Below are 19,484 nucleotides of genomic sequence, written 5' to 3'. Positions count from 1 at the left end.
GAAAAACCCCGGCGGATGGCTCCGCCGGGGCGATTGGCACGGGACCGGGGCGTTGCCTCAGCCGTCGGCCTTTTCCTTGTTCTTCGGCGCGATTTCCTCGCCCGTCTCCTGGTCGACCACCTTCATCGACAGGCGCACCTTGCCGCGGTCGTCGAAGCCCAGCAGCTTGACCCAGACCTCCTGGCCTTCCTTGAGCATGTCCGAGGGATGGTTCAGGCGCCTGTCGGCGATCTGGCTGACATGGACCAGCCCGTCGCGCTTGCCGAAGAAGTTCACGAAGGCGCCGAAATCGACGATCTTGACGACCGTGCCGCGGTAGACCTTGCCTTCTTCCGGCTCCGCCACGATCGAATGGATCATGTCGTAGGCCTTCTGGATCGATTCGGCGTCGGGCGAGGCGATCTTGACGATGCCGTCATCGTTGACATCGACCTTGGCACCCGAGGTTTCAACGATCTCGCGGATGACCTTGCCGCCCGAACCGATGACCTCGCGGATCTTGTCGGGGTCGATCTGCATCGTCTCGATACGGGGCGCGTGGATGGAGAAATCGCCCGCCTCGGACAGGGCCTTGTTCATCTCGCCGAGGATGTGCATCCGGCCGTCCCTGGCCTGTGCCAGCGCCTGCTTCATGATCTCGGGCGTGATGCCGGCGACCTTGATGTCCATCTGAAGCGAGGTGATCCCGCTTTCGGTGCCGGCGACCTTGAAGTCCATGTCGCCCAGGTGGTCCTCGTCTCCGAGGATGTCGGTGAGCACGGCGAAGCGCCCGTCGTCTTCCAGAACCAGCCCCATGGCCACGCCGGCGACCGGCGCCTTCAGCGGCACGCCCGCATCCATCATCGACAGCGACGAGCCGCAGACCGTGGCCATCGAGCTCGACCCGTTCGATTCGGTGATCTCCGAGACCAGCCGGATCGTGTAGGGGAAGTCCGTCGCCGACGGCAGCACCGCCTGCAGCGCCCGCCACGCCAGTTTCCCGTGTCCGATCTCGCGGCGGCCCGGCGGCCCGACGCGGCCCGCTTCGCCGACCGAGTAGGGCGGGAAGTTGTAGTGCAGCAGGAAGTTGGACCGGAAGTTGCCGTGCAGCGCGTCGATGATCTGTTCGTCGTCGCCGGTGCCCAGCGTGGTCACCACCAGCGCCTGCGTCTCGCCGCGGGTGAAAAGCGCCGACCCGTGGGTGCGTGGCAGGAAGCCCACCTCGGATTCTATCTGGCGCACGGTCTGCAGGTCGCGCCCGTCAATCCGCTTGCCGTCGTTCACGAGATCGCCGCGCAGCACGGTCGATTCGAGCTTCTTGAGCGCGGCGTCGAGGTTCGGGTCGGCGGCCTGCTCCTCGGACAGCTCGGCGGCGATCGCCTCGCGCGCCGCGGCGATGGCGGTGGTGCGTTCCTGCTTGTCACCGATCGCGTAGGCATCGCGCATCCTGGTTTCGCCCGCCGCCTTCACGGCGTCGAAGAGGGCCGAGTAGTCCGGCGGCGTGAAGTCGAAGGGCTCCTTCGCCGCGTCCTCGGCCAGGTCGATGATGAGGTCGCAGACCGGCTTGATCTGCTCGTGCGCGAACTGGACCGCGCCCAGCATCTCGTCCTCGCTGAGTTCGTAGGCCTCGGATTCGACCATCATCACGGCATCCTTGGTGCCCGCGACCACGAGGTCCAGGCGATGCTCGGGATCGTTGCGCAGATCCTGCATGTCCTCGACATCCGGGTTGAGGATGTATTCGCCGTCCGCGTACCCGACGCGGCAGCCGCCGATCGGCCCCATGAAGGGCACGCCCGAGACGGTCAGCGCCGCCGAGGCGGCGATCATGGCCACGATGTCGGGGTCATTGACCAGATCGTGGCTGAGCACGGTGCACATGACCAGCACTTCGTTCTTGAAGCCGGGCACGAACAGCGGCCGGATCGGCCGGTCGATCAGGCGGGCGGTGAGCGTTTCCTTTTCCGTCGGGCGCGCCTCGCGCTTGAAGAAACCGCCGGGCACCTTGCCCGCCGCATAGTATTTTTCCTGGTAGTGGACGGTCAGCGGGAAGAATCCCTGACCTTCCTTTTCCTCCTTGGCGAAGGTCACGTTCGCCATCACGCTGGTTTCCCCCAGCGTGGCAATGACCGAACCATCGGCCTGACGGGCCACCTTGCCCGTTTCCAGCGTGAGGGTATCCTCCCCCCACTGCATCGATTTCGTCGTCACGTTGAACATCTGCGTATCCTGTCTGGGCTCCCTCGGCGGTCCGAGTACCCGTTTTCATGGCGGCCCCATTGCCGCCGACCCCTCCATCATTCCCTCGAGTGCCGGGGTCGTGGCACAGCGTCTCAGATACGCGCGCCATACACGGGATGGCGGCGTTTGGAAAGTGCCGCGTTCGGCCCGGGACGACGGCCGCCTTTTGCGCCACGGGCCACGGCATGGGACGATCATGGCGGAAGGAGGGGACGACGCCGGCCGGCAATGACCAGACCGCGACCTGCAGTTGCGGCGCAATGCGCCTTCGGCTCCGGGGGGCGCCGCTGTTCCGCGCGCTGTGCCACTGCACGATACGCCAGGCGTTCAATGACGCGCCCCGTGCCGACATATGCGTGTTCCGCGACCGCGACGTGATCCGCAATGCCCGCGAGACGGTCGCGTCCAGGGTGCACAAGCAACCACCCTTCGTCCGCCGTGGCACCTGCACCGACTGCGGCCGGCCGGCGATGGAAACGCTTTGGCTGCCGATGCTGCCGCGGATGGTGGCCATCCCGAGCGGCAGCATCGCCGCCGGCAGCGCCATCAGGCCGCCGGATTTCAACATGTTCTACCACCGGCGGCAGGCCGATGCCGAGGACGCCCTGCCCAAGCACAGCGGGTTCCTCAGCAGCCAGGCCCGTTTACGCTGGCGGCCCTGCGCGGGCTGATGCCCGGCGCACAACGTCCGGAATGACCCGGCACTGCAAGGGACAGGAAAACGGGGCTCTTGAACGCGCAAACGCCCGCGCCGTGTGGCGCGGGCGTTACGAAAGATCGCTCTCGGAGGGCCGTCCGGCCCGCGCGTTCAGCGGCGGATGCCCAGCCGCTTGATCAGGTCGCGGTAACGCTCGACGTCCTTGCCGTGAAGGTAGTCCAGCAGCTTGCGGCGCTGCGCGACCATCTTCAGCAGGCCGCGGCGGCCGTGGTTGTCCTTCTTGTGGGTCTTGAAGTGCTCGGTGAGCGCCTTGATGCGCGTGGTCAGGATCGCGACCTGCACCTCGGGCGACCCGGTGTCGCCGTCCTTGGTCGCGAATTCCTTCATCACGCGGTCTTTTTCCTGCGGTGTGATCGACATCGGGGTCTCCTTTTCAGTTCGGCGTTTCGGGCACGAGCCGGGATGTCGTCCAGCAAGGTCCGTAGAGATGCGCCGCCCGGGCACGCCGGGCAACGAGCGGGCCGTATAAGAGAAATGCGCGCGAAAGAAAAGACGTAAATCGCGCGGCCCGCCGCAGCGGCTAGCGGATCAGCGCCGCCGCCGGCGCATCCCGGGGCAGGATCGTGACGTGCACCGGCGCGATCCGCCCCGCCCCCTCGACCACGGCGACGCGCGCACCGTCCAGCGTGACGTGCTGGCGGTCGGCATCGCCGGCATCGTCCTCGATCCCCAGCGCGGGCGGCGCGTCGGGGTCGAGCCGGTCCACGAGGATCACCAGCCGGTCCTCTTCCGGCGAGAAATCGGTGATTTCTACCGGCCCGGTCGCTCCACCCGCGATGCGGATCTCGTCCTTGCCCTCGCCGCCCGTCACCGTGTCGGCCGGCCCGGCGATCAGAACGTCATCGCCCCCGCCGCCGTTGACGAAATCGCCCGTGCCACCGTCGCCGGTACCCGACACCGTGTCGTCGCCCCAGCCCCCGAACAGCGTATCCTGCCCGGCGTCGCCGAACAGCCGGTCGTCGCCAAGGTCGCCATGCACGGCATCGCCACCCTCGCCACCGCTGAGCGTATCCGCGCCCATGCTGCCGACAAGGCTGTCGGCGCCGGCGCCGCCGGCAAGGATGTCGTCGCCACCGTGCCCGAAGGCATGGTCCCTGCCGGGACCACCGGACAATTCATCGGCGCCATCGCCGCCGTGCAGGCTGTCATCGCCCCGGCCACCCCCGATGGTGTCGGCGCCTTTTCCGCCGCGCAGTTCGTCGTTGCCGTCCGCACCTTCGATCACATCGTCGCCGGCGTAACCGTTCAACCGATCGTCTTCCGGAAAGCCGGACAGGGTTTCGCCACCCGGAGCCCCGGCGACGACGCGCGGGCCGGTGTCCGTGTGCGCCCGCCCGGTCGTGTCCTCGGGGTCGTCCACCTCGGCCATCGTCTTGTCCGACGCCGCGTTGCCCTCGTCTTCGGCACCGTCCGAGGCACCGTCGGCCTCGGCCGAGGGCCTCTCACCCGGCGGTTCCGACGGCGTATCGTCGCCCCGGTCCGCCCCCGTTGGATCCGGGGGCGCGGTGTCGTCCACCGTGGCGCTCCCGGCGGCATCGCTGTCGTTGCTGGCGTCACCTCCTTCGCCCGGCGCGCGATCCAGATGTGCCAGAATGCCGTCATCGTCATCGACGCCATCATCGCGCCCTGAAGTTTCTTCCGGGTCCCTTTCCTCGGCGGTCTCCGCATCGTCGGGCGGCCCGCCACCTTCTTCGAAGTCCATCATGACAAGGGCCGTTGCCCCGACGGCAACGCCCATCAGGCCCATCACCAGCAGCATACCTGCAACCCATCACTCACCCACACCGGACATTCAGGCACGCGGTCCGCCGGCGGTCAAAGAAATCCGGGCGGACTGGTTAATCGCCGGGCACGGACGCCGGCCACGGGTCGGGCTGGCGGCTGTAGGCGATGTAGAGGGGATGGCGCGGGTGCCCCGCCTTGGTCAGCCCGAGGGTGTGGAGCGTCTTGCCCGAGGCCCGCAACAGCCGTTCGACGGCCCGGCCACGGTCGAGATGCGCACCGTGCGCCCCCCAGGCCGCGATGATCTTGTCGGCCCAGGGACAGCTTTCGGCAATCGCGGCGTCATTGTCCGGGCCCACCGGGTCGGCGGCCGCGCGCATGTCCGACGGGTCGGTCGCGCGGAAGGCGAAGATGTTGGTCACGCGGAAGGCCCCGAAGCCGAGCGCCCGCGCCCGGCGTTCGCAGCGTTCGACCGTTGGGTCGTTCTGCACCTCGGTGGCCGTGGACGGGTTGAGCATGACGAAAAGCGCACGCGGCCCCGTCGGATCCCACGTCCGGGTAAGCATGTAGCGATAGCGCTCGCAGTTCGAATACACCGCGGTCGAGGCGGCATCGCCCTTCGTGTGTTCGCGCGTGATCATGGCAGCGCTTTTGCCCCGCCCCGGCGGGCGGTGCAAGCGGTCAGGGCTGGTTGAAAACGCGGGCGGGCTGCAGTTCACCTGCCTTGAAGCGGCCCACGGCCACCGCCCGGCCGTCGCAGGCGGCCCAGCATTCCTCGCCGTACTCGATATCGTCCAAAGGCACCACCGGCGCCGGGTTGCCGTTCCGCAGCTTGGCCACCGAGCCGGTGGGGCACCGCACCTGCGGCAACTCGGAAAGCCCCGCCTCGAGCGGCAGAAGATGCGTGTCCAGCTCGGGTGTCCGGGCCAGTGCCTCGATCCGGTCGAGGGTCATGCCCTGCCCGGCCTCGAACGGACCTGACCACAGCCGCCGCAGCCACTCAACGTGCCCGTGGCAGCCCAGCGCCTCGCCCAGGTCGCGGGCGATCGCGCGAACGAAGCCCCCCTTGCCGCAGGTCATCTCCAGCGTGGCGTGATCGGCGTCGGGACGGTCGATCAACAAGAGTTCCTCTACCCACAAGGGCCGCGCCGCGATCTCGACATCCTCGCCCGCGCGCGCGAGCTTGTAGGCGCGCTCGCCGTCGATCTTCACCGCCGAATACTTGGGCGGCACCTGCATGATCTCGCCCACGAAGGCGCCCAGCGCCCGCTTGATCTCGTCGTCGGTGGGGCGATCGGGGCTTTCTGCGATGACTTCGCCCTCGGCGTCGTCGGTGTTGGTGGCCTGCCCCAGCCGCACGCCGAAGCGATAGGCCTTCAGCGCGTCGGTGACGAAGGGCACGGTCTTGGTGGCTTCACCCAGCGCCACGGCCAGCACCCCGGTGGCTTCCGGGTCCAGCGTGCCCGCGTGGCCCGCCTTCTTCGCCTGGAACGCCCAGCGCACCTTGTTGACCACCGCCGTCGAGGTCATGCCGGCGGGCTTGTCGACCACCAGCCAACCGGAGATATCGCGCCCCTTGCGCCTGCGTGCCATGCCCGGATCCCGTTTTCGCGTGAAGCATGCGCCCTAGCGAAGGCCGCCCGCCGCGTCAATCTCCGCCACGGTCCACCACGCCCACGATCGGCCCCATGGGAAAGCCGCCGTCGTGCCGGCCCAGCTCCGGCGCGTAGAGCCGCGAGATGTTGCCATCGAGGTAAAGCGCCTGCGGCGTCTGCAGGACATCCCGGAACAGCCGGCCAAAGGCGTGGAAGGTTACCGGCCGGTTCGAAACGGCAAAGACGGCACGGCGCCCGTCGGCAGAGGTGCCGACACCGTTGCGGACATAACGGCTGTCACTGTCTTTCAGGAAACGCGGATGCAACCGCCCATCGATCACCAGCATCGGCCCCGACTGCGTGGCGTCGCGGCACCCGGGGGCCTGCGCAATGTAACGTTCCGTCTCGATCACGCGCACGCGGGCATCGTTGATGCACAGCACGCCGTTGGGCAGCAGCCCGAAGTTGCCCGGCCCCGCGCCGCGCACCACGCCTTTGACCTGGCGTCCCGCCTCGACGTAATGGCCAACCGGGCTGCGATCGGGGTGATACATGCCCGCGTTCATCGCGAAGGCCAGCTCCGCCCCCTGCCCGGCCAGCAGCGCGCGCAGGTTCTCGAAGCTGCCCAGCCGCCGGCCCGTTTCGGGATGATCGAGAAACAGGCGCAGGTCCTCGCGCGTGGCATCGACTTCGCAGACGGTGTATCCGGTGTCCGCGTGGGTCAGTTCGCGGCACTCGACGGCATCCGCGCGCCCCGGCATCGCCAGCAGTGGCAGCAATGACAGGATGACGGCCCATATCCCGCGCACGGGCCTACTCCTCGAGATCCTGACGCACCTTGTCCTGTGCGAGCAACCGGCGGGTTTCGTCCATTTGGTCGAAGGTCCGGTCGAGGCGGAAGCGCAACTCGGGTGCGAACTTCAGCTCCAGCTTGCCGCCGATGACGCGGCGCAGCTCGCCCTGGTTGCGTGCCAGCAGCCCGATCAGGTCGTCCTGCCCCTCGCCGCCCAGCGGCAGGACGAAGGCGGTCGCGACCTTGAGATCGGGGGACACCCGCACCTCGCCCACCGTCACCGACATGCCGTTGAGGTCGGGGTCATGGATGTCACCGCGCATCAGGGTTTCCGACAGCGTGCGCCGGATCAGCTCGCCGACGCGAAGCTGACGCTGGGAGGGGCCTGTGCCCTGGCGGGACTTGTTGCGTGCCATGGCCGAGCATCTAAGGGTTCGCAGAAGTTTTGCCAAGCGCCGATGCCCGCGCTAAGCAGGACAAAACCAGCGAACCGGAGAATACGGATGAGCGAAATTCCAGGCATCGTCGTGACAGGCGCCTCCGGGCGGATGGGCCGGATGCTGATCCGCACCATCACCGAAAGCCCGCGCGCCCGCCTGAGCGGCGCGGTGGAACGCCCCGGCCACGACTGGATCGGCCGCGACGCCGGCGAGGCGATGGGGGGCGCGGCCCTGGGCGTGACGGTCACCGACGACCCGCTGGAGGCGTTCGCCCCCGCGCACGCGGTGATCGACTTCACCGCCCCCGCCGCAACGGTGGAGTTCGCGGGGATTGCCGCGCAGGCGCGGGCCGTCCACGTCATCGGCACCACGGGCATGACCGCACAGGACCTCGAGGCGATCGCCGCCGCTGCGCGCCACGCCATCGTGGTGCGCGCCGGCAACATGAGCCTTGGCGTGAACCTTCTGACACAGCTCACGCGCAAGGTCGCCGCGGCGCTGGACGAGGATTACGACATCGAGATCGTTGAATCGCACCATAACCAGAAGGTCGACGCGCCCTCGGGCACGGCGCTGATGCTGGGCGAGGCCGCCGCCGAAGGCCGGGGCGTGTCGCTCGACCACGTGGCCGATCGCGGCCGCGACGGCATCACGGGGCGGCGCGAACGGGGCCACATAGGGCTTTCCGCGATTCGCGGCGGCGACATCGTGGGCGAGCACGACGTGATGTTCCTCGCCGCGGGCGAGCGGATCGTGCTGCGCCACATCGCCACCGACCGCGCGGTGTTCGCCCGCGGTGCGCTCAAGGCCGCGCTGTGGGGGATCGGGCGCAAGCCGGGGGAATACGACATGATGGACGTCCTCGGCCTGCGCGAAAACTGATCCGGCGCACCCTCGCCCGCGTATCCCGAACGGTATTCTCGGGAGGGCGACATGCGTGCGATCATCCTCATCCTGCTGTGCGCCGGGCTGGCGGGGCCGGCCGCGGCCGAAGGTTTCGACAAGGTGGACGACCGCGACCGCTTCATCTCGCTCGTTGATGGGCGGAAGCTGACGCGGTTCGGGATCCGGCTGGCCGTGACGCCGGACGGCGAGATCGCGGGCCGCGCGTTCGGCCGCGACGTCTCGGGCGCGTGGCGCTGGCGGTCGGGGTATTTCTGCCGCTCGCTCTACTGGGGCAGCACTGACCTTGGCCCGAATTGCCAGGCTGTGAAGGTCCAGGGGCGAACGCTGCGCTTCATCTCCGATCGCGGGCAGGGCCAGTCCGCCGATCTGCGGCTGCGCTGACCGCGGCCGCGTCAGAAGTCGATGGCGCGGCCCTTGATTTCCCAGTCACCGTAGCGCACTGGCTCAGGGCCGCCGCGTCCGCCGTACTCACGCGGGATTTCCTTTGCCTCTTCCTGCCGGCGGCGCTCCGCGGCCTCGGCCAGCGCCCGGCGGGCGGCGGCGGGAAGGCCGTCCTTGTCCGTGTCGTCGTCCATAGCGCAGGGTTCCTTTGCTGCCACACGCTTGATATACGCGCATTCCGTACCGCAGCAAGGAATCCCGCTTGAAAAACGCCGCCCCCTCCGCGCGCGCCGCTGCCGTCGGCCTTCTCGACAAGGTTCTGGGCGAACGGCGGCTGATGGCCGACCTGGTGGCCAGCGGCGCGCTGGCGTCTCTCGAACCGGCAGACCGGGCGCGCGCGCAACGCCTCGCGCTCGATGCGCTGCGGGGGCTGGACCGCGCGGATCGCGTCCTGAAGCCGCACCTGCGCAAACCGCCCCCCATGCACGTGCGCAACCTTCTGCGGCTGGCCACGGTGGAGCTGTGCACCGGCGGGGACGCGCACGGTGTCGTCCACGACGCGGTCACGCTCGCCGCGGCGCACCGCAAGCACCGTGCGCTCAAGGGGCTGGTCAACGCCGTGCTGCGAAAGGTTGCCCGCGATGGCCCCGGCGCGTGGAACGACCTTCCGGTCCCGCGGCTGCCCGCCTGGCTGCGCAAGCGGCTGATCGGCGCCTATGGGTCGGATGCGGTCGCGGCGATGGAACGGGCGCATTTCGCGCGCGCCCCGCTGGACCTGACCGCCAGGACCGACGCGGCGGCGGTGGCGCGGCAGGTGGGCGGCACGCTGCTGCCCACGGGCAGCGTGCGCCTTGACCGCGGCGCCCAGCTGTCGGTGCTGCCGGGATACGCCGAGGGCGACTGGTGGGTGCAGGACGCCGCCGCCGCCCTGCCGGCGCGCGTCCTGGGCGCGCGCCCGGGCGAGCGTGTGCTCGACCTTTGCGCCGCGCCCGGTGGCAAGACGATGCAGCTGGCCGCCGCGGGCGCCGCGGTGACCGCGCTCGACAACTCCGCCGATCGGATGGAGCGGCTGGCCGAGAACCTTGCCAGAACAGGGCTGGAGGCGGAGTGCATCACCGGTGACGCGCTGGCGCATGCGGGCGGCCCTTATGACGGCGTGCTGCTGGATGCACCCTGCTCGGCCACGGGCACGATCCGGCGGCACCCCGAGCTGCCGCACGTCCGCGACGGCCGCGAGATCGGCGCGCTGGCAAAGACACAGGCGGCGATGCTGGACCATGCGCTGGCGCTGGTGAAGCCGGGCGGGCGGCTGGTGTTCTGCACCTGCTCGCTACTGCCGGAAGAGGGCGAGCGGCAGATCGCGGCGGCGCTGCAACGGCACCCGCGTCTGCAGGTTGACGCGGCGGCGGGCGACCTGCCCGGCGTGGACCCGCAGTGGCGGACCGCCGACGGCGGGTTGCGCCTGCGGCCGGATTTCTGGCCGGAGCTGGGCGGCATGGACGGGTTTTTCATCGCCTGCCTTCGGCCATGAGGCGCCCGTTGCGCCCCTGGCGCGCGGGAACACCGTGACTCGCGCGCGGCGTCAGGGTATAGTGTCCGCAACAACGCCGCCAAGAGCGTCCCGAGGCCGAGCCCGATGTCGAAACCCGAAAAGCTGTCCGCACGATGGACGCGCCTGATGAACCGCGTTCAGGCGCGCCGCTCGGCTTTGACGCGCCCCGCGACAGCCTTCCTGTCCCAGCCCGAGCCGCGCACGATCGGCAGTTTCGCGCGGGGCCGGCAACTCGTGGCAGGCAATTTCCAGTTCGCCGGCCACCTGGTGCAGGCCCCGGAGGCAAGCCCGTGGGACATAGACCCGCCCGACGCGGCCTTCGCGCAGGCATTGCACGGGTTCGGCTGGCTCGACGACCTCGCGGCCACGGGCGACGCCCCCGCGCGGCGCTGTGCGAAGGACTGGCTGTGGCAGTGGATCGCCCGGTACGGCCAAGGCCGGGGGCCGGGCTGGACACCGGAACTGACGGGGCGGCGGCTGATCCGCTGGATCAACCACGCCCTGTTCGTCCTCAGCGGGCAGGATGCGGACGCTTCGGCGGCCTTCTATCGCTCGCTGGCACAGCAGACCATCTTCCTCGGGCGGCGCTGGCGCAGTGCACCCCCCGGCCTGCCGCGGTTCGAGGCGCTCACCGGGCTGATCTACGCCGGGCTCTCGCTGGAGGGGATGCATGCGCATGTGGCCCCGGCCGTGGCCGCGCTGGCCGACGCGTGCGAGACACAGATCGACACCCAGGGCGGGTTGCCCACACGCAACCCCGAGGAGCTGCTCGAGGTCTTCACCCTGCTGACCTGGGCGGCGGCGGCGCTCAGCGAATCCGGCCACGCGCCGGGACATGCCCACTGGGCGGCGATCGAGCGGATCGCCCCAACGCTGCGCACCCTGCGCCATGCCGACGGTGGCCTCGCCCGGTTCCACGGTGGCGGGCGCGGGCTGGAAGGGCGGCTGGATCACGCGCTGGCGGCCAGCGGCGTCAAGACCCGTGCGCCCGACGGGCTGTCGATGGGTTACGCGCGGCTCAGCGCAGGGCGCACGAGCGTCATCGTCGACGCGGCCCCGCCCCCCAGGGGGGCGGCCTCGGTCAATGCCCACGCCTCCGCCCTGGCGTTCGAACTCACCTCAGGGCGGCGCCCCCTGATCGTCAACTGCGGCTCCGGGGTCAGCTTCGGCGCCGAATGGCGGCGCGTCGGCCGGGCGACGCCATCGCATTCCACGCTCGTGATCGCGGGACAGTCGTGCGCCCGGCTCAAGCGCGGCGGCACCTACCCCGAACCGCTGGCCCAAGGCCCGCGCGACGTCCCCGTGAAAATGAGCCAGGCGCCCGACGGGCTGCGCTTCGAGGGCGGGCACGACGGCTATGGCGCCGAGTTCGGACTGATCCACGGCCGCAGGCTCGAAGTGACCTTCGACGGCCGCGGGCTGGCGGGCGAGGACCTGATCGTGGCGATCCGCGAATCGCAGAAGAAGCGTTTCGACAAGGCCCGCGCGAGCCTGGAGATGGACGGGATCCCCTTCGACATCCATTTCCACCTGCACCCCGACGTCGACGCGGCCCTCGACATGGGCGGCACGGCAGTGTCCATGGCACTCAAGAGCGGGGAGATCTGGGTGTTCCGGGGCGACGGCGAGACCGAATTGTCGCTTGAACAGTCCGTCTACCTGGAAAAGAACCGGCTGAAACCGCGTGCGACCAAACAGATCGTTCTATCGGGCCGCGCGATGGATTATGCGACACGCGCGCGGTGGTCGCTGTCGAAGGCGCAGGATACGCCGGTTGGCGTGCGCGACCTGAAGCAGGACCCCGTGGACCCGACATTCGACGACTGACCTCAACCCGACCCAGGACGCCTTTGACATGACCGATCTCGTGCCCCTGCGCCGTGCGCTTCTTTCCGTTTCCGACAAGACCGGCCTCGTCGAGTTGGGTGAGGCGCTTGCCGCCCGCGGCGTCGAGCTGGTCTCGACCGGGGGGACGGCACGGACACTGCGCGAGGCCGGGCTGGCGGTGCGCGACGTGGCCGATCTGACCGGCTATCCCGAGATGATGGACGGTCGCGTGAAGACGCTGCATCCTGTCGTGCACGGCGCGCTGCTGGGCCGGCGCGACGACGAGGACCACATGGGGGCAATGGCCACCCACGGCATCCGGCCCATCGACCTGCTGGTCGTCAACCTGTATCCCTTCGAAGAGACGGTCGCCAAGGGCGCCGACCACGCCACCTGCATCGAGAACATCGATATCGGTGGGCCGGCGATGATCCGCGCGGCCGCCAAGAACCACGACGCGGTGGGCGTGGTCGTCGACGTGGCCGACTACGCGCCGCTGCTCGAGGAGCTCAAGGCCAACGACGGGCAGACCTCGCTGGCGTTCCGGCAGAAACTGGCGCTCACGGCCTACGGCCGCACGGCGGCCTATGACGCGGCCGTCTCGAACTGGATGGCGACCGCGCTGGACGAACCCGCGCCGCGGCGGCGCACCTTTGCCGGGACGCTGTCTCAAACCCTGCGCTACGGCGAGAACCCGCACCAGCAGGCCGCCTTCTATACCGACGGGACGGACCGCCCCGGCGTGGCCACCGCCGAGCAGCTTCAGGGCAAGGAACTGTCCTACAACAACATCAACGACACCGACGCGGCCTTCGAGCTGGTCAGCGAGTTCCTGCCGGGCGACGGGCCGGCCTGCGCGATCATCAAGCATGCCAATCCCTGCGGCGTGGCGCGGGCCGACACGCTCAGGGCGGCCTACAGGAACGCCTACGACTGCGACCGCACCAGCGCCTTCGGCGGCATCGTCGCGCTCAACCAGCCGCTCGACGTGGAGACCGCAGGCGAGATCACGCAGATTTTCACCGAGGTCGTGATCGCCCCGGCGGTCCACTACGACGCGCGCGACATCTTCGCGAAGAAGAAGAACCTGCGGCTTCTTCTGGCGCCGGGGCTGGCCAACCCGGCCGAGGCCGGCCTGGCGCTGCGCCAGGTCTCGGGCGGCATGCTCGTGCAGGACCGCGACAACGGCCACCGGCATGAAAGCGACCTGAAGGTGGTCACGAAACGCGCGCCCGACGCGCAGGAGATGGCCGACATGCTCTTCGCGTGGCGCGTCGCCAAGCACGTGAAATCCAACGCCATCGTCTATGCCCGCGGCGGCGCCACCGTGGGGATCGGCGCGGGCCAGATGAGCCGCGTTGACAGCTGCCGCATCGCCGCGCGGAAATCCGCCGACATGGCCGAGGCGCTCGGACTGGCCGAGGCGCCCACGAAAGGGTCGGCCGTGGCATCGGACGCGTTCTTTCCCTTCCCCGACGGGCTGTTGACAGCGGCAGAGGCCGGTGCGACCGCGGTGATCCAGCCGGGCGGGTCGATGCGCGACGACGAGGTCATCGCCGCCGCCGACGAAGCCGGGCTGGCGATGATCTTCACCGGCATGCGCCACTTCCGGCACTAGGGGGCACGGAATGAAAACGGTCTTCTGGACAGGGTTCTGGGTTTTCCTCGCCGACCAGGTCACGAAGTACATCGTCGTGCACGCGATGGGCCTGCAGCGCGTGGGCAGCATCGATTTCTGGCCACCCTACCTGAATTTCCGCATGGCCTGGAACACGGGCATCAACTTCGGGCTGCTCTCGGGCGAGGCGGGGCTGACCCGCTGGATCCTGATCGCCGTGGCAGTGGCCATCTGCCTGGCGGTGGTGTGGTGGGTGCACCGCGATCCTGCCGGCCCGTGGCAGCGGATCTCGGCCGGGCTGCTGGTGGGCGGCGCGCTGGGCAACGTCGTCGACCGGCTGCTTTACGGCGCCGTGGCAGATTTCGTGAACATGTCCTGCTGCGGCATCGACAACCCGTTCTCGTTCAATGTCGCCGATGTCGCCGTGTTTGCCGGCGCGCTGGGGCTGATCGTCTTTTCCACCGACAAAAAGGCCCCGTGACCTCGGCGCGGCGATGCGATAAGGCTGGCGGCAAACCTTCAGGAGTATGGCGATGAGCATGTCGCGGGGATTGATACTTGTTATGGTGACGGCGCTCGGGCTGGCGGCGTGCAGTTCCGGCGAGGTCAAGCAGCTGTCCAAGATCCGCAATCCCGACGACGGCCCCGACGAGTTCTCGATCATACCCAACAAGCCGCTCGAGGCACCCGAGAACTACTCGGAGCTGCCACCGCCGACCCCGGGCGGGAGCAACCGCACCGACCAGAACCCCAAGGCCGAAGGCATCGCGGCGCTCGGCGGGCGACCAGACGGCTCGGCGGCCGGGGGCGTCCCCAAGGCCGACAGTGCGCTGGTGCGGCACGCCGACCGTTATGGCGCACCGGAAGGTATCCGCCAGAAAGTGGCAAGGGAAGACCGCGAGCTGCGGCGTCGCAAGGGCAGGCTGAACCTGCTGGGGATCGGTCCCTACGACAGCTACACGGAAGCCTACCGCCAGCAATGGCTGGACCCCTATGCCGAACTGCGTCGCCTGCGCCGGCGCGGGGTGACGGTGCCATCGGCCCCACCGGAACCCGAAGAACGGTTCTGATCGTCCCCGCCGCACCGACGGCGGCGGCTTGAACAAACGCGGCATCGCTGTATGTCTGATGCAGGCACGGCTTGTGAAGGACAGCACGCGATGCTCAGACTGATCGGACCTCTCCTGCTGGCGGCAGGCCTCGCCCTGCCGGTGCAGGCCGCCACGACACCGGCAGACGACGTGACGCGCTTCGCGCTCGACAACGGCATGGAGGTCGTGGTGATCGAGGATCACCGCGCCCCGGTGGCGGTGCACATGGTGTGGTACCGCGCGGGGGCGGCGGATGAACGCCCCGGCGTTTCCGGGGTCGCGCATTTCCTGGAACACCTGATGTTCAAGGCCACTGACGACCTGGACTCCGGCGAGTTCTCCGCCACGGTGGCGCGCCACGGCGGCAGTGACAACGCCTTCACCAGCCAGGATTACACGGCCTATTTCCAGCGCGTGGCCGCGGACCGTCTGGGCCGGATGATGCAGATGGAAGCCGACAGGATGGTCGATCTGCGCCTGACCGAGACCGACATCAAGACCGAGCGCAACGTCATCATCGAGGAACGCAACCAAAGGGTCGAGAACAATCCCGGCGCCCTTTTGCGGGAACAGCAAAGGGCCGCGCAATACCTGAACCATCCCTACGGCACCCCCATCATCGGCTGGCAGGCCGAGATGTCCGAACTGGGCATGGAGGCGACGATGGACCACTATCGCACCTACTATGCACCGAACAACGCCGTTCTCGTGGTCGCCGGCGACGTCACCACCCAGCAGGTGCGCACCCTGGCCGAAAAGCACTACGGCCCCCTTCCCGCCAACCCCGACCTGCCCGAACGCGCACGCCCGCAGGAGCCGCGACAACTGGCCGAGCGGCGCCTGGTGCTCGAGGATCCGCGCGTGTCCCAGCCCTACGTCAGCCGCTCCTACCTTGCCCCGGAACGCGACAGCGGCGCGCAGGAACGTGCGGCCGCACTGACACTTCTGGCCGAAATCCTTGGCGGGGGCCAGACCTCCATGCTCAATCGGGAACTCCAGTTCGAGAACAAGACGGCGGTCTACACCTCCGCATGGTACCGCGGAATGTCGCTTGACGACACGACGTTCAACCTGACGGTCGTGCCGGCCGCGGGTGTGACCCTGGAGCAAGCCGAAACGGCGATGGACAGGGTGCTCGAGGAACTGCTGGCCACGGGCATCGACGACGACCAGTTGGCCCGGATCAAGACACAGATCCGTGCCTCGCGGATCTACGAGCGCGACGACGTGACGGCACGCGCCCGGCGCTACGGCCGCGCCCTGACACAGGGCCTGACGGTGGACGACGTGCACGCCTGGCCGGAGATCCTCCAGGACGTGACCGAAAAGGACATCCTGAACGCGGCGCGCGACGTTCTTGACCGCAAGCGCGCCGTGACCGCCCACCTGAAAACCCCGGAGGTGACGCAATGATCCGTCTGGCTTTCGCCGCTCTGGCGTTTCTGGCCGCCGCGCCTGCGCAGGCGGAGATCGACATTCGGGAGGTCACGACGCCGGGCGGCATCGACGCGTGGCTCGTGGAGGATCACAGCATCCCCTTCGTCGCGCTCGAACTGCGGTTCCGCGGCGGCGCGGCGCTCGACCCGGCGGGCAAGTCGGGGGCCACGAACCTGATGTCGGGCCTGCTTGAGGAAGGGGCCGGTGACATGGATGCGCGCGCCTTCGCCCGCGCGACCGAGCGTCTGGCGACCTCCTTCGAATATGAAACCAGCGACGACGCCGTGTCCATTTCGGCCAAGTTCCTGACCGAGAACCGCGCCGAGTCGGTGCGGCTGCTGCGCGAAAGCCTCGTGAACCCGACGTTCTCGGAAAAGGCGCTGGAACGCGTCCGGGGGCAGGTCCTTTCGGTGATTCGGTCGGACAAGACGGAACCGCGGGCGATCGCAGGCCGCGCCTTCGACAAGCTCGTGTTCGGCGACCATCCCTACGCCCGCTCCAGGAACGGCACGACTCGATCGGTCACCGGCCTGACGCGCGAGGACATCGTGAAAGCCCACCGCGCCGCGCTGGCGCGCGACCGGGTTTACGTCAGCGCCGTCGGGGACATCGACGCCGAGACGCTGTCGGCCCTGCTCGACCGGTTGCTCGGCGACCTGCCCGAGACCGGCGCAGCCCTGCCCGGGCCGGCCGATCCGAACCTGCCCGGCGGCACAAAGGTTGTGGACTTCGACACGCCGCAATCCGTGGCCATGCTGGCGCAACCCGGCATCGACAGGGACGACCCGGATTTCTTCGCCGCCTACATACTCAACCACATTCTCGGCGGGGGCTCGTTCGAGAGCCGGCTGATGAACGAGGTGCGCGAAAAGCGCGGGCTGACCTACGGTGTCTATTCCTACCTCGTGGATCGCGATCATGCACAACTCTGGATGGGGTCGGTGTCCTCGTCGAACGACCGTATCGCCGAGGCCATCGCGGTCATCCGCGACCAGTGGCGCCGGATGCGCGAGGACGGCGTGACCGCCGAGGAGCTCAAGGACGCGAAGACCTATCTCACCGGCGCCTATCCGCTTCGTTTCGATGGCAACGGGCCAATCGCCAACATCCTCGCGGCCATGCAGATGGAAGGGCTTTCGCCCGGCTACATCGACAACCGGAACGACAAGGTGCGTGCCGTCACCCGCAAGGACGTCAACCGGGTGGCACGCGACCTGCTGGCACCGGAGAAACTGACCTTCGTCGTCGTCGGCCAGCCCGAGGGATTGAAGGCAACCATCAACTGAAAGCGCGACAAGGGGAGCGGTCCGAACATTCGAAGTGTTTTTGCAATTAAGTCGCAACTGCATTGACTTTCGGGCAACGCGCCACCATTGTTCCGCGGCAAGCCGACCTTCCGACAGGAGAACCCCGTGACACCGACCCGCCGCTCATTGATCGCCATGCTGGCCGCGGCCCCGTTGGCCCCTGCGGGTCTGCAGGCGCGCACTGCCCCGCTCGACGTCGTGGCGACCACCGGCATGATCGCGGATGCCGCGCGCCAGGTCGGCGGCGACCGCGTGTCGGTGAAACCGCTGATGGGCCCGGGCGTCGATCCGCATTCCTACCGCCAGACGCGCAGCGACATCGTCGCCATGACCCGCGCCGACCTCGTTCTCTGGCACGGGCTCTACCTCGAGGCGCAGCTCGAGCGGTTCCTGCTCAAGCTTGCCGAACGCGCCAACGTGACCGCGGTCGGGGAATCGATGCCCCGCGAAAAGCTGATCGGCCACGAGGATTACGAGGGCAAGTTCGACCCCCACGTCTGGATGGTGCCCGAGTTGTGGACGCATGTCGTTCGCGCGGTCCGCGATGCCCTCGCCGACGCGGCCCCCGGCGACGCCGCTGGATTCGACGCGGGACTCGAGGCCCATCTGGCGGACATCGCGAAGGTGGGCGATTATGCCCGGCGGACGCTGGCCACCGTCCCCGCCGGGTCGCGCGTGTTGGTGACCGCACACGACGCCTTCGGCTATTTCGGCCGCGCCTACGGGTACGAGGTCGTGGGCATCCAGGGCATCTCCACCGAATCCGAGGCCGGGCTGAACCGCATCGAAACGCTCGTCGACATGCTGGTGCAGCGCGATATCCGCGCCGTCTTCGTCGAAAGCTCGGTCTCGGATCGCAACGTCCGCGCGCTGGCCGAGGGGGCCGCGGCACGCGGTCACGACGTCTCGGTCGGCGGCGAGCTTTTTTCCGACGCGATGGGCGTGCCGGGCACCTACGAAGGGACCTACATCGGCATGATCGATCACAACGTGACCACCATTGCCCGCGCGCTGGGCGGAGATGCGCCCGCGCGCGGAATGGATGGCCGGCTGAGTGCCGGACTCTGAGGAAAGGAAACGCCGTGCATCTCGAACTCGCCAGCCGCGACGGACATATCGAGCCGGCCGAGGGGATCTCGCAAAGCCCGCTGGCCGTGCGGGGGCTGACCGTTTCCTACGGCGAGAAGCCGGCCGTCTTCTCGGTCGACGCGACCTTCGCGCCGGGCGCCATGACGGCGATCGTCGGCCCCAACGGCGCGGGCAAGTCGACGCTGCTCAAGGCCGCGCTGGGGATCGTCCAGCCCTTGTCGGGACGGGTCACTTGCTGGGGCCGCCCCCTGCACACGCAGCGCCACAGGCTGGCCTATGTGCCCCAGCGCGCCAGCGTGGACTGGGATTTCCCGGCGCGTGTGCGCGATGTCGTGCTCATGGGCCTCTACCGCGAGCTGGGCCTGCTGGGCCGGGTGCGCGCGCGGCATGTCGAGACGGCGATGGCCTGCCTTTCGCGTGTCGGCATGGAAGGGTTCGCGGACCGCCAGATCGGCCAGCTTTCCGGCGGTCAGCAGCAGCGCGTTTTCCTGGCCCGCGCGCTGGCCGAGGGCGCGGACCTCTACCTGCTCGACGAACCCTTCGCCGGCGTCGACGTGGCGACCGAGAAGGCCATCATCGGTGTGCTGAAGGACCTGCGTGAACAGGGCCGGACGGTGGTGGCGGTGCACCACGACCTGAGCACCGTGCCCGACTATTTCGACCGCGCCTTCGTCATCAATACCCGGGCCATCGCCGAAGGGCCCGTGGCGCAGGCCTTCGTGCCCGAAATCCTGCAGGAAGCCTACGGCGGCCGGCTGGCGGGTGCGCAGATCGGGGCGGCGGGCTGA

The 19,484-nt window shown here is 68.8% G+C and carries 20 protein-coding genes; 12 read left to right on the top strand and 8 right to left on the bottom strand.

What is annotated here, in order from left to right:
- Window positions 1-57: 57 nt before the first annotated feature.
- A complete protein-coding gene (pnp, locus tag CEF10_RS07540) occupies window positions 58-2,199 on the bottom strand; it encodes a polyribonucleotide nucleotidyltransferase (protein ID WP_101067526.1) in 2,142 nt (713 codons plus the stop codon).
- Window positions 2,200-2,246: 47 nt separating this feature from the next.
- Here pnp and CEF10_RS17510 point away from each other — a divergent pair, with 47 nt between their 5' ends.
- On the top strand, window positions 2,247-2,891 hold the full coding sequence (locus tag CEF10_RS17510; protein WP_456300078.1) for a GFA family protein: 645 nt from the start codon (window positions 2,247-2,249) through the stop codon (window positions 2,889-2,891).
- A 137-nt stretch (window positions 2,892-3,028) separates the two neighbouring features.
- On the opposite strand, the gene rpsO is transcribed toward CEF10_RS17510, so the two are convergent.
- From rpsO to rbfA, 6 genes are all read right to left on the bottom strand, one after another.
- A complete protein-coding gene (rpsO, locus tag CEF10_RS07530) occupies window positions 3,029-3,298 on the bottom strand; it encodes a 30S ribosomal protein S15 (RefSeq protein ID WP_101067524.1) in 270 nt (89 codons plus the stop codon).
- A gap of 160 nt (window positions 3,299-3,458) precedes the next feature.
- Entirely contained in the window at window positions 3,459-4,697 is a 1,239-nt protein-coding gene (locus CEF10_RS07525) for a calcium-binding protein (protein ID WP_101067523.1), read from the bottom strand.
- A gap of 79 nt (window positions 4,698-4,776) precedes the next feature.
- Entirely contained in the window at window positions 4,777-5,301 is a 525-nt protein-coding gene (locus CEF10_RS07520; protein WP_101067522.1) for a DUF1643 domain-containing protein, read from the bottom strand.
- Window positions 5,302-5,341: 40 nt separating this feature from the next.
- Window positions 5,342-6,253 carry a tRNA pseudouridine(55) synthase TruB gene (gene truB / locus CEF10_RS07515; protein ID WP_101067521.1) on the bottom strand — a complete coding sequence of 304 codons (912 nt, stop codon included), beginning with the start codon at window positions 6,251-6,253 and terminating at the stop codon, window positions 5,342-5,344.
- 55 nt (window positions 6,254-6,308) lie between these two features.
- The gene (locus CEF10_RS07510) at window positions 6,309-7,016 is read right to left on the bottom strand and encodes a phosphodiester glycosidase family protein (RefSeq protein ID WP_101067628.1); all 708 of its coding nucleotides are present in this window, start codon (window positions 7,014-7,016) and stop codon (window positions 6,309-6,311) included.
- A 52-nt stretch (window positions 7,017-7,068) separates the two neighbouring features.
- Window positions 7,069-7,464 (bottom strand): 30S ribosome-binding factor RbfA, encoded by a 396-nt coding sequence (gene rbfA, locus CEF10_RS07505; protein ID WP_101067520.1) that lies wholly within the window; start codon window positions 7,462-7,464, stop codon window positions 7,069-7,071.
- A gap of 87 nt (window positions 7,465-7,551) precedes the next feature.
- Between rbfA and dapB the strand changes: the two genes are divergently transcribed.
- A complete protein-coding gene (dapB, locus tag CEF10_RS07500; protein ID WP_101067519.1) occupies window positions 7,552-8,370 on the top strand; it encodes a 4-hydroxy-tetrahydrodipicolinate reductase in 819 nt (272 codons plus the stop codon).
- Window positions 8,371-8,421: 51 nt separating this feature from the next.
- Window positions 8,422-8,775 (top strand): dihydrodipicolinate reductase, encoded by a 354-nt coding sequence (locus CEF10_RS07495; protein ID WP_101067518.1) that lies wholly within the window; start codon window positions 8,422-8,424, stop codon window positions 8,773-8,775.
- 11 nt (window positions 8,776-8,786) lie between these two features.
- Here the strand turns inward: CEF10_RS07495 and CEF10_RS07490 are convergent, their stop codons facing one another.
- Entirely contained in the window at window positions 8,787-8,969 is a 183-nt protein-coding gene (locus tag CEF10_RS07490) for a DUF1674 domain-containing protein (RefSeq protein ID WP_101067517.1), read from the bottom strand.
- Window positions 8,970-9,037: 68 nt separating this feature from the next.
- Here CEF10_RS07490 and CEF10_RS07485 point away from each other — a divergent pair, with 68 nt between their 5' ends.
- The 9 genes from CEF10_RS07485 (at window position 9,038) to CEF10_RS07445 (ending at window position 19,484) form a co-directional block, all read left to right on the top strand.
- Window positions 9,038-10,306, top strand: coding sequence for an RsmB/NOP family class I SAM-dependent RNA methyltransferase (locus CEF10_RS07485; RefSeq protein ID WP_101067516.1), 1,269 nt, complete (start codon window positions 9,038-9,040; stop codon window positions 10,304-10,306).
- Between the two features lie 147 nt (window positions 10,307-10,453).
- The gene (locus CEF10_RS07480) at window positions 10,454-12,154 is read left to right on the top strand and encodes a heparinase II/III family protein (RefSeq protein ID WP_232796436.1); all 1,701 of its coding nucleotides are present in this window, start codon (window positions 10,454-10,456) and stop codon (window positions 12,152-12,154) included.
- A gap of 28 nt (window positions 12,155-12,182) precedes the next feature.
- Complete coding sequence (gene purH / locus CEF10_RS07475) at window positions 12,183-13,772, top strand: bifunctional phosphoribosylaminoimidazolecarboxamide formyltransferase/IMP cyclohydrolase (protein WP_101067514.1); 1,590 nt, start codon at window positions 12,183-12,185, stop codon at window positions 13,770-13,772.
- 10 nt (window positions 13,773-13,782) lie between these two features.
- Window positions 13,783-14,253 carry a signal peptidase II gene (gene lspA, locus CEF10_RS07470; RefSeq protein ID WP_101067513.1) on the top strand — a complete coding sequence of 157 codons (471 nt, stop codon included), beginning with the start codon at window positions 13,783-13,785 and terminating at the stop codon, window positions 14,251-14,253.
- Between the two features lie 52 nt (window positions 14,254-14,305).
- A complete protein-coding gene (locus CEF10_RS07465; protein WP_101067627.1) occupies window positions 14,306-14,842 on the top strand; it encodes a DUF3035 domain-containing protein in 537 nt (178 codons plus the stop codon).
- 90 nt (window positions 14,843-14,932) lie between these two features.
- The gene (locus CEF10_RS07460) at window positions 14,933-16,276 is read left to right on the top strand and encodes a M16 family metallopeptidase (protein ID WP_101067512.1); all 1,344 of its coding nucleotides are present in this window, start codon (window positions 14,933-14,935) and stop codon (window positions 16,274-16,276) included.
- The gene (locus tag CEF10_RS07455; protein WP_101067511.1) at window positions 16,273-17,586 is read left to right on the top strand and encodes a M16 family metallopeptidase; all 1,314 of its coding nucleotides are present in this window, start codon (window positions 16,273-16,275) and stop codon (window positions 17,584-17,586) included. Before CEF10_RS07460 ends, CEF10_RS07455 begins: the two co-directional genes overlap by 4 nt.
- A 156-nt stretch (window positions 17,587-17,742) precedes the next feature.
- Window positions 17,743-18,675 (top strand): metal ABC transporter solute-binding protein, Zn/Mn family, encoded by a 933-nt coding sequence (locus tag CEF10_RS07450; protein ID WP_198586163.1) that lies wholly within the window; start codon window positions 17,743-17,745, stop codon window positions 18,673-18,675.
- A gap of 14 nt (window positions 18,676-18,689) precedes the next feature.
- On the top strand, window positions 18,690-19,484 hold the full coding sequence (locus CEF10_RS07445; protein WP_101067510.1) for a metal ABC transporter ATP-binding protein: 795 nt from the start codon (window positions 18,690-18,692) through the stop codon (window positions 19,482-19,484).

Origin of the sequence: Roseovarius salinarum, assembly GCF_002834145.1 — a bacterium.
Lineage (GTDB): Bacteria > Pseudomonadota > Alphaproteobacteria > Rhodobacterales > Rhodobacteraceae > Roseovarius > Roseovarius salinarum.
Note: the sequence above shows the minus strand (reverse complement) of the source record. Positions and strands in the feature narration are given on the sequence as shown.